Raw genomic sequence first — 7099 nt, 5'->3', positions numbered from 1 at the left:
GCCCCTCAGAACAGCGCCTCGCTCTCGTCGAGGACGCGCGCCGGACCGCCGACCTCCCAGACGTCGGTGTCGACGCCGATCTCGGCGATCCGGCCCTCGACCTCGTCGACGTGGTCCGCGAGCGTGTTCACGTACACCGAGGCCCCGGTGTCGGTCGAGAAGTAGACGGGGACGCCCGACTCGCGGAGTTCGCGCACCGCGTTGAACACGGCGATCGTCTCGGGCTGCCAGTACACCCATCCCGCGGGGCCGGTCATCGTCGTGGCCGTCAGGGACAGCGAGTCGTGCTCCGCCGTCTCGAAGATCCGGTCGAAGTCGCCCGTGCGGAGCGCGTCGGTCATCTCGACTAGCTGGTCTTGGACGTGCGCGGTCCGCGCCTGCATCATGTGGCTCGCGGCGGCCTCGCGGTGGGCCTCCTCCGTCTCCTTGTACGCGGGGACGTGTGCGGCGACGATTCGGAGGTCCTCCTCGGGGTCGAAGCCGTCCTCGCTCACCCCCACGTCGAGCCGGGAGGAGCGACAGTCCTCGTCGTTGAGCCCGGCGTCGAGCCGCGAGTACGCGCCCGTCACCGAGCGGGCGGCAGAGGAGGAGCCGCGGCGGGCGACCGTCGAGACCTCCGGGAGAGACATGTCGAGGCCCGCGGCCTCCACGAGGGCGAGTGCGGCGGCCGCGAAGCCCGACGAGGAGGAGCCAAACCCGATGTTCGACGGGAAGGAGTTCTCGCTCTCCAGTCGGACGGCGGCGTCGACGCCGGCCAGGTCGCGGACGTGGTCGACGACCATGTCGATGCGCTCGGCCGCGCGGCCGTCGACCGCCTCGCCGCCGATGACGTATGCGTCCTCGCTCGCGTCCGGCTGCCACTCGACGGTGGTCGTCGTGGCGGTCGGCGCGGTACAGAGGCTGATGCTGTCGTGGTACGGGAGCCGCAGTTCCTCGTCGCGCATCCCGTGATACTTGACGAGCCCCTGAATCGGGTGGGCTCGCGCGGTGGCCTTGCCGGTCATGTCTCGGGAAGCGTCCGGCGGGGGATTAGTCGTTGCGATAGGTGGGAGGCGGTGCGCGACCGTTGTCGGAACAAGATATTACTGAGATGCGACGCAGGGCCCGACATGGTCCGCCGCGACGCGCTCCTCCGCCGGCCGCGAGCGAAGCCGTACGCCCTCGCCGCCGTCACGGCGGGAGTGGTGTTCCTCGAAGCCGTGACTCGGTCCCGCCAGTACGCGATACGGGAGGGACAGCCGGTGACCGCCCGAACGCCGCTCGACCTCGTGGTCGACGTCGCCGGAACCTACCTCGTGGTGCCGGGGCTTCTGTTCGTCGCGTTCTACGCGCTTATCGCTCCCGGCTCGCGGATTCCACTGACCGGCCGGTCGTTACTCGCGCTCTTCGCGGGCGCGCTCATCGGCGGGCTCGCGGGACAGTACGTCGGAGTCGCTCCCCACTCGCTCAGGACCCTGCTGTGGTCGGGGACCTTCGCGGCCGACCCGCAGATCCTGCGCCTGTGGGTCGACGTGTTCGGATCGATCGGTCGCGACTTCCTCGTCGCCGTCGGCGTGTTAGTCGTGGCGCGGACCGTTCGTGACAGGCGGAACGAGCGCTCGGACGCCGCCGCGTAGCGACCGAGCGCTCGCTTCCGTCCCCGCGCCGGCGACGGGATAGAGGGAACCCTTTTTGACCGGTCGGCGGGTACTCCGCGCCATGACAGAGTACACCGTCGAGTTCGTCGGCACCGACGAGACGATCGAGGTGGCCGACACGGAGACGATCCTCAGCGCCTGCTTCGAGGAGGGGATCGCTCAGGAGTACTCCTGCCGCGTCGGGATGTGTCTCGCCTGCTCCGCCGAGATCGTCGAGGGCGAGGTGACACAGCCCGCGGCTCGCGGCCTCTCCGACGAGGAGGCCGAGCGGTACGCGCTCACCTGTATGGCCCGCCCGCAGTCCGATCTGAAGCTCGACCGCGGGAAGTACCCGCCGAGCATCGAGGACGACGCGGCGACCGCAGCGGGCGACGGCGCGGCCGCGGACGACGACTGAACTACCTCATCATCTCCGGTCCTACTCGGCACGCTCGAACCGGTGTCTGACCACGTCGGCGTCGTCGTCCCACTCGAAGTTCCCGCCGTGGGCGCGGACCATTCGCTCCTTGTACGCCGACAGCGACGGCGACCCCTCGCGTTTCGCGTCCTCGTCGGTCATGTCGCCGAGCGTGCGCTCGGTCACCTCGACCAGTTCGAAGGCGACGCCGTCGATCTCGAAGGTGTCGCCCTCTTCGCCGTATCGGTTCCCGCGGTGGAGCTGCGTCACCTCGCCGTCGAGGGCCGCCTGCTTCACGCGGTCGTTCGGGAGCAGGTCGGCCGGGTCGTTGTCTGCCATGCGATCCGCTTCGGTCCGCGGCGGCTTATGTACGGCGGCGAGGGGCCGGCACGGCGGCGAGTCTTCGACTCTGTCGCGCCGATCCCGGACCGGTTCGGGGCGCGTTGCGGATATCGAAACGGCGACCCGAGCGGGTACGCACGTCCGTGAACACCCGCGCTGCGCCCCGAGCCGAGGGATTCAAGATACTGCCGACACCCATCTCTGACGATGCGACAGGACCACCTCATCACCGCGACCCAGCTCTCGCGGGATGACATCGAGGCCGTACTCGACCGGGCCCGGGCGGTCGCCGACGACCCCGCCGCCTACGCGGACCGGCACGCCGGCCGCGTGCTCGCGCTCTGCTTCTTCGAGCCGAGCACGCGGACCCGGATGAGCTTCGACAGCGCGGCCAAGCGCCTCGGGATGAACACCATCGACATGGGCGACGTCGACTCCTCGTCCGTCTCGAAGGGGGAGTCGCTGTCCGACACCGTCCGCGTCATCGAGGGGTACGCGGACGCCCTCGTCCTCCGCCACCCCAGCGAGGGTGCCGCGACGCTCGCCGGGGAGCGCGTCGACGTGCCGGTCGTCAACGCGGGCGACGGCGCCGGACAACACCCCTCCCAGACGCTCCTCGACCTCCACACGATCCGCGAGGACCACGGGCTCGACGACCTCACGATCGGGGTCATGGGCGACCTGAAGTACGGCCGGACGGTCCACTCGCTTGCGGCCGCGCTGACGGAGTTCGACGCCAACCAGCACTTCATCAGCCCCGAGTCGCTGCGGCTCCCGCGCTCCGTGCGCTTCGACCTCCACGAGACGGGCGCGCAGATCCGCGAACACGACGATCTCGAACCCGTCCTCGACGAGCTCGACGTGCTGTACGTCACCCGGATCCAGAAGGAACGGTTCCCGGACGAGAACGAGTACCACCGCGTCGCGGGCGAGTACCAGATCGATGCCGAGACGCTGGCGGACGCCCCCGACGACCTCACCGTGATGCATCCGCTCCCGCGCGTCGACGAGATCGCGCCCGACGTCGACGAGACCGACCACGCCCGCTACTTCGAGCAGGCGCACAACGGGATCCCGGTGCGGATGGCGCTGCTCGACACCCTGTTGGAGAACGCGAACCCCGACGGCGACGAGGGGACGGAGGTGGGTCGATGAGCGATCACGAGCTGCGCGTCTCGAAGATCCGCGACGGCACCGTTATCGACCACGTCGAGGGGGGCCAGGCGCTGAACGTCCTCGCAATCTTAGGCATCGACGGCTCCGAGGGGTTGGGCGTCTCCGTCGGGATGAACGTCCCCTCCGACCGGCTCGGCCGCAAGGACATCGTGAAGGTCGAGGACCGGGAGCTGTCGCAGTCGGAGGTCGACGTGCTCTCGCTCATCGCGCCCGAGGCGACGATCAACATCGTCCGCGACTTCGAGGTCGTCGAGAAGAACCGGGTCACCCGTCCCGACGGCGTCACCGGCGTGCTCTCCTGTCCGAACCGCAACTGTATCACCAACGCCGGCGAGCCGGTCGAGACGCGGTTCGACGTGGTCGCCGACGGCGTGCGCTGCGACTACTGCGCGACGATCCTGCGGTCCGACATCGCCGATCACATCGACGTCTGAGACGGCCGGCGCCGCGGGTCGCTCCGCTCGGGGCAGCCTGTTTTCGGTCCGTCCTACTCGGGGCGACCTGTCTTGTTCCGACCTATTCGGGGCGACCTGTTCTCGGTCCGGTAGGTTTTACCGCCCACCGTTCCAACCGGCAAGTATGAGCAAGAAAGCCAAGCTCGTCCTCGTCCTGTCGCTCGTCGCGCTCGCGTACTTCCTGTTCGCCGGCGACAAACAGCCGGTCGAAGTGGAGTAACCGCGAGACGCCGCGCTCGCGCTCTCCGCTCGACGCCGCGCTCGTCACACCACTCGCCGCACGGCACGCCGAATTAGACTCCGCGTCGACTCGCCTCCCCGATCGACCACCCCGATACCGTCCGTTTTTACCGACCAGTCACGTATACAACTCCATGTACGGGGTCGTCACGCGCAACGCCGACGAGGTCGCGATGGAGCCGTTCGACCTCGGCTTCTACGAGGTGAAAGACGTCACGGGGCGGGCGGCCGAGCCCCTGCCGGACGCCGTGAACATGGTGTCGTGCTTCGGCGACAACGCGGCCGCGAGCGAGGACGACGACCTCGTCCCGGTCGACGAGCGCGGCGAGCCGGCGACCCGCGACCGCGACTACTTCGACTGGGCGTACATCTGCCCGACACACCCGGAGTACCGCGAGGGACTCTTGGAGATCATCGCGGACTGCGCCGCCGAGAACGAGGACGTGCGCCTCGACGACGTGGGGTTCCCCCGCGAGGGGTTCTGTCACTGCGACCGCTGCGAGCGCCTGTTCGCCGAGAGCGACCGCGAGGAGTTCGCCGACTGGCGCGCGGACGTGATAACCGACTTCGTCGCCGAGGCGGCCGATCTGGTCCCCGGCCGACTCCTGCTGACGCTGTATCCCGACCCGTACCCCGACCACCTCTACGAGCGGGCCGGCCTCGATGTCGACCGCCTCGCCGCCCACGTCGACGAGTTCGTCGTCCCGCTGTACGACACCGAGTACGCGACGACCTACTGGCTGGAGACCATCGCGCGGGGGTTCCGCTCGATGCTCGGCGGCGACTACTCCCTCCACGGCGCGCCGCCGGAGACGCCGTTCTCGCTGGAACTGTACGCGGTCGAGGTCGACGTCGACGACCTGATCCACGCGACCGAGGTCGCCGAGACGTACGCGAAGGACGTGTTCTTCGGCTACGACGCGAACAACGCGGCCGCCGCGGTCCGCCGGAAGGACGCCGACTCGCGCGACGGCGAGGTCCACCGGCCGGAGTGACCGGGCGCGTCGGCCGTCCGCTTGCGACTCCGTGGACGAGGGTTTAAATACGCCCGCGGTCGACTGCTACTCGACCGGCCGCCGGCGTGCGACACAACCGGTCGTCTCGCGTTCGCGCGAGGCGATCGCCTTTCAACGTCCGCGCCGTAGCGGCGGTCGTCCTACACCGATGAGCCGCCGGCTCGCCGCGCCGCCTCAGCGGTCGACCTCTCCCATGATCGTGTCGAGACTGCCGAGCGCGGCGATCAGGTCCGGTATCGACTCCCCCTCGGCCATCTCCGGCAGCGTCTGGAGGTTCGAGAACGAGGGCCCGCGGATCTTGAACCGGGCGGGCTTGTCGGTGCCGTCGGCGCGGATGTAGATGCCGAGTTCGCCCTTGGCGCCCTCGACGGCCCGGTAGATCTCCGTGTCGTCGTCCGGCCGGATCGTCCGCGGGACGTTCGCCTGAACGGTCCGCTCGTCCTCGGGCCAGTCTTCGAGCAGGTCGACGCACTGCTCGATGATCTTCGCGGACTCCTCGACTTCGCCCATCCGGACGAGCAGGCGACTGTAGTTGTCGCAGCCGTCTTCGGTCACCACATCCCAGTCGAGCTCGTCGTAGTAGCCGTACGGGTCGTCGCGGCGGAGGTCGTAGTCAACCCCCGAGCCGCGGACGACGGGGCCGGTCGCGCCGTAGCTCTTCGCGACCTCCGGCGGGAGGGTTCCCGTGTCCACTGTGCGGAGCTGGAGGATCTCGTTCCGGGTCAGGAGGTCGTGGTACTCCTCGATGCGGCGCGGGAGGCCGTCGAGGTACTCGCGGACGCTCCGCAGGAACTCCTCACGGGGTTCGGGGAGGTCCCACGCGACGCCGCCGAGCCGGAAGTAGTTGAACATCAGCCGCTGGCCCGTCAGGTCCTCGACGATGTCCTGAACGCGCTCGCGCTCCTGTATGGCGTACATGAACGTCGCCGTGAAGTCGCCGATCACGTCGAGCGCGTACGCGCCCATCGCCAGCATGTGCGAGAGGATCCGGCTGAACTCCGCGGCCATGGTGCGGACGACGTGCGCGTACTCTGGCACCTCGATGTCGGCGAGGTCCTCGGCGACCCGGGCGTACGCCCACTCGTTGAGCAGCCCCGCGCCGCCCCAGTCCCAGCGGTCGGGGTACGGCATGATCTGGTGACGGTACGTCCCGGACTGCGCCATCTGCTCCTCGCAGCGGTGGATGTAGCCGATGTCGGGCTCCACGCCGACGACCGTTTCGCCGTCGAGGGTGACCTGGAGGTGTAAGACGCCGTGGGTCGCGGGGTGGTGCGGCCCGATGTTGAGCAGCATGGTGTCGCTGCCGGTCGCGGTCGACGACCCGGGTTCGATCGGCTCGTTCTCGGAGAGGGCGGCGATCTGCGGCTGATCCTTATCGTAGTCCATCGACAGGGGGTGCCCCTGCCACGTCTCGGGGAGCAGGATCCGGCGGAGGTCCGGGTGGTCGTCGTACTCGATCCCGACGAGGTCGTACGCCTCGCGCTCGTGCCAGTCCGCGGTGCGGAACACGGACGCGGCGGACTCCGAGACCGGGTCCTCCTTGTCGGTGGGAACCACGACGCTGAGCTCTCGGGTCGGGTCGTCGTAGGAGCGCAGGTGGTAGATCGACTCGTACCGGTTCTCGTACTCCTGTGCCGTGACGCAGGCGAGGTGGTCGTACCCCGCCTCGTCTCGCAGCGTGGAGAGCGCTTCCTGAACCGCGTCGGGTCGGACCCTCGCCGCGGGGGCGTTCAGGTGGCTCTCACGCCCCGTGATCAGCCCGCGGACGGACGAAAACGCGTCCGCCGTCTCCTCGTCGTCGCGCTCGCGCAGCAGCTCTGTCGACATACCGGAAGA

At 69.1% G+C, this 7099-nt stretch carries 8 protein-coding genes; 5 read left to right on the top strand and 3 right to left on the bottom strand.

Features of this window, described 5'->3' with window-relative positions; genetic code table 11:
- Positions 1-5 precede the first annotated feature (5 nt).
- Entirely contained in the window at positions 6-1004 is a 999-nt protein-coding gene (mvaD, locus tag Z052_RS18240) for a phosphomevalonate decarboxylase MvaD (protein ID WP_049929418.1), read from the bottom strand.
- 105 nt (positions 1005-1109) lie between these two features.
- Between mvaD and Z052_RS18235 the strand changes: the two genes are divergently transcribed.
- Positions 1110-1616, top strand: a complete 507-nt coding sequence (locus Z052_RS18235; RefSeq protein ID WP_089307587.1) for a hypothetical protein — start codon at positions 1110-1112, stop codon at positions 1614-1616.
- A gap of 82 nt (positions 1617-1698) precedes the next feature.
- Positions 1699-2034: a 2Fe-2S iron-sulfur cluster-binding protein gene (locus Z052_RS18230; protein ID WP_049929421.1), complete on the top strand. Its 336-nt coding sequence runs from the start codon at positions 1699-1701 to the stop codon at positions 2032-2034.
- A 21-nt stretch (positions 2035-2055) separates the two neighbouring features.
- On the opposite strand, the gene Z052_RS18225 is transcribed toward Z052_RS18230, so the two are convergent.
- The gene (locus Z052_RS18225; protein ID WP_049929422.1) at positions 2056-2373 is read right to left on the bottom strand and encodes an ASCH domain-containing protein; all 318 of its coding nucleotides are present in this window, start codon (positions 2371-2373) and stop codon (positions 2056-2058) included.
- Positions 2374-2583: 210 nt separating this feature from the next.
- Between Z052_RS18225 and pyrB the strand changes: the two genes are divergently transcribed.
- The 3 genes from pyrB (at position 2584) to Z052_RS18210 (ending at position 5242) form a co-directional block, all read left to right on the top strand.
- Positions 2584-3531, top strand: a complete 948-nt coding sequence (pyrB, locus tag Z052_RS18220) for an aspartate carbamoyltransferase (RefSeq protein WP_086216721.1) — start codon at positions 2584-2586, stop codon at positions 3529-3531.
- Positions 3528-3986 carry an aspartate carbamoyltransferase regulatory subunit gene (pyrI, locus tag Z052_RS18215; protein WP_049929424.1) on the top strand — a complete coding sequence of 153 codons (459 nt, stop codon included), beginning with the start codon at positions 3528-3530 and terminating at the stop codon, positions 3984-3986. The genes pyrB and pyrI overlap by 4 nt, the downstream gene beginning before the upstream one ends.
- Before the next feature lie 395 nt (positions 3987-4381).
- The gene (locus Z052_RS18210; RefSeq protein WP_094494224.1) at positions 4382-5242 is read left to right on the top strand and encodes a hypothetical protein; all 861 of its coding nucleotides are present in this window, start codon (positions 4382-4384) and stop codon (positions 5240-5242) included.
- 195 nt (positions 5243-5437) lie between these two features.
- Here the strand turns inward: Z052_RS18210 and Z052_RS18205 are convergent, their stop codons facing one another.
- Positions 5438-7090, bottom strand: coding sequence for an NADH-quinone oxidoreductase subunit D (locus Z052_RS18205; RefSeq protein ID WP_094520480.1), 1653 nt, complete (start codon positions 7088-7090; stop codon positions 5438-5440).
- Between the last annotated feature and the right edge of the window lie 9 nt (positions 7091-7099).

The sequence above is a fragment of the Halorubrum sp. C191 genome, assembly GCF_002727095.1.
Lineage (GTDB): Archaea > Halobacteriota > Halobacteria > Halobacteriales > Haloferacaceae > Halorubrum > Halorubrum ezzemoulense.
This window is presented reverse-complemented; position numbering and strand designations above follow the sequence as displayed.

Bases quoted from the DNA above. Each gene is read 5' to 3' on its own strand.
- Z052_RS18210 (WP_094494224.1), top strand. From the start codon at position 4,382: ATGTACGGGGTCGTCACGCGCAACGCCGACGAGGTCGCGATGGAGCCG.
- Z052_RS18235 (WP_089307587.1), top strand. From the start codon at position 1,110: ATGGTCCGCCGCGACGCGCTCCTCCGCCGGCCGCGAGCGAAGCCGTAC.
- Z052_RS18230 (WP_049929421.1), top strand. From the start codon at position 1,699: ATGACAGAGTACACCGTCGAGTTCGTCGGCACCGACGAGACGATCGAG.
- Z052_RS18205 (WP_094520480.1), bottom strand. From the start codon at position 7,090: ATGTCGACAGAGCTGCTGCGCGAGCGCGACGACGAGGAGACGGCGGAC.
- Z052_RS18225 (WP_049929422.1), bottom strand. From the start codon at position 2,373: ATGGCAGACAACGACCCGGCCGACCTGCTCCCGAACGACCGCGTGAAG.
- pyrB (WP_086216721.1), top strand. From the start codon at position 2,584: ATGCGACAGGACCACCTCATCACCGCGACCCAGCTCTCGCGGGATGAC.
- pyrI (WP_049929424.1), top strand. From the start codon at position 3,528: ATGAGCGATCACGAGCTGCGCGTCTCGAAGATCCGCGACGGCACCGTT.
- mvaD (WP_049929418.1), bottom strand. From the start codon at position 1,004: ATGACCGGCAAGGCCACCGCGCGAGCCCACCCGATTCAGGGGCTCGTC.